The organism is Streptomyces sp. NPDC006265, assembly GCF_040613555.1.
In the GTDB taxonomy this organism is placed as follows: domain Bacteria; phylum Actinomycetota; class Actinomycetes; order Streptomycetales; family Streptomycetaceae; genus Streptomyces.
Genome location: NZ_JBEXSH010001214.1, coordinates 1 through 2,079 on the forward strand (window position 1 = coordinate 1; position 2,079 = coordinate 2,079).

A 2,079-nucleotide genomic window follows, 5' to 3' on the forward strand; every position below is an offset into this window, starting at 1 on the left:
GACGCGGCGGTCACCGACCACCACGACCTCGCGGCGCTCATCGGCCTGGCGATCGAGGCTGGGCGATCATGACGCCGGTGTAGAGCAGCAGGGCGCCGGCCAGGACGGGCACGAGGCCCGGCAGGAAGGCCGGCGGCAGGAAGGCCAGCCCCATCACCGTGAGGCCGACGACGATCCAATGCCCTCTGCTGCCACGGGTTTTGAGGCTCCTCGTGATCCTCAGCTGGAGCGCCAGGTGGGCCACCGTGCCGACGAGGAAGACGAGGCCCGCCGCGCCGTCCCAGCCGGTGGCGTCCCTCGCCCCGTCCGGTAGCAGCAGATACAGCTGGTTCTCCAGGGTGAACATGCCGACCATGGCGAGCGCGAAGGTCAGGAAGGCCCGGTTGCCGAGCACCTCCCGCCAGTCCCCGATCAGGCCGCTGCCGCTGGGCTCGGCCCTGCGCGCGGGCAGGACGAGGGCCTGCGCCACGGTGAGCACCGCGAAGATCCCGGCGGCGGTCAGCGCGGAGGTACGGAAGTCGACGAGGAGCAGCACGCTGCCCAGCAGCGGCCCGATGAGTGCGCCGGCGGTGGCGAAGACGTTGAACAGGGCGAAGGCCTCCGCCCTGTTCTCCCCCGCCTCCTGTGCGAGATACGCCCGTACGGCCGGGTTGAACAGGGCCCCGGCGACTCCGCTGAGCACGGAGGCGGCGAGCAGCACCGCGAGTCCGTCGCCGAGTGCGAACAGGGCGAAGCCGAGGGTGCGCAGGGCGCATCCGGCGATGATGACGCCGCGTGCGCCGAGCCGGTCGGAGGCGGAGCCGCCGATGATGAACAGGCCCTGCTGGCTGAGGTTGCGGACGCCGAGGACGACGCCGACGACAGCCGCGGACAGGCCGAGGTTCTCGGTGAGGTGGGTGGCGAGGTAGGGGATGAGCAGGTAGAAGCCGGTGTTGACGCCGAGCTGGTTGACCAGCAGGAGCCGGACCGCGAGCGGGAAGCGCCGTATCTCATGCCACGTCTTCACGCACCGCCACCTCCTCGATGCCCAGACCGGGAGCCCCGCTCGCCCGTACGACGCCGTCGGCGCCGCCGATCCCGGCCCAGGGGTCGTGGGCGAGCAGCAGATGCCCGTCGAGGTCGGCCCAGCGGGCCCGGTCGGCGAGGTGGACGGCGGGAGCCAGCCCGAGGGTGCTGGCCGTGAGGCAGCCGAGCATCAGTTCGGTGCCGCTGCCCTCGATCGCTTCGTGGATGCGCAGGGCCGCGTGCACGCCGCCGCACTTGGCGAGCTTGACGTTGACACCGTGGACCCGTCCGGCGAGGCGGCGGACGTCCGCCAGGTCGACGGCGTCCTCGTCGGCGATGACGGGCAGCGGTGCGCGCTCCGCGAGGGCGCCCAGGGCGTCCGGGTCGCCGGGGGCGAGGGGCTGCTCGACGGCTTCCACGCCGAGGGCGGCGAAGCGTGGCAGCAACGCGTCCGCCTGCGCCACGGACCAGGCGCCGTTCGGGTCGAGGAGCAGCCGGGCCCGGGGGGCGGCGTCGCGGATGACGCGGACGCGTTCGATGTCGTCCTCGGGGTCGGGAGTGCCCGCCTTGACCTTGATGATCTCGAAGCCGTTCGCGACGAGGTGCCGCGCCTGGGCCGCCGCCCGGGACGGTGTGGTGATGCCGATGGTGCGGGCGGTGGCCGCGACCGGCGGTGCGGCGGCTCCGAGAAGCCGGTGCACGGGGACGCCGGCGCGCTTGCCGGCCAGGTCGAGCAGGGCCGACTCGACGGCGGCGGTCACGGCGGGCGGCGGGTCGCCGGCGGGCCACTGCCCCGTCCGCAGGGCGTCCAGGGCACTCTCCGGGTCGGCGAATCGGCTCAGGTCCACGGTGGTGAGGAGCCGTACGAGTGTCTCGGTGCCCAGTCCGTAGTAGACGCTGGTGACGGCCTCGCCGTGGCCGCGCAGCCCGTCGTGCCCGACGGTCAGCCACACGGCGTCGCGGGCGGCCATGGTGGAGCGGGAGATGCGCAGCGGCTCGGCGAGTGCGAGGCGTACGGTGCGCAGGGTGGACTTCACGGGCTCTCTTCCTGGAGGGCGACGGGGCCGGCGAGCG

General features: G+C 73.6%; 1 protein-coding gene and 1 pseudogene. Both read right to left on the reverse strand.

Going from position 1 to position 2,079, the window contains the following annotated elements; translation table 11 throughout:
• Positions 1–55: 55 nt before the first annotated feature.
• Positions 56–1,006 (reverse strand): annotated as a pseudogene (locus ABZ281_RS47230) (MFS transporter); the annotation flags it as partial.
• Complete coding sequence (locus ABZ281_RS47235) at positions 990–2,042, reverse strand: dipeptide epimerase (RefSeq protein ID WP_356664780.1); 1,053 nt, start codon at positions 2,040–2,042, stop codon at positions 990–992. The pseudogene ABZ281_RS47230 and the gene ABZ281_RS47235, both read right to left, overlap by 17 nt.
• Positions 2,043–2,079: the final 37 nt, after the last annotated feature.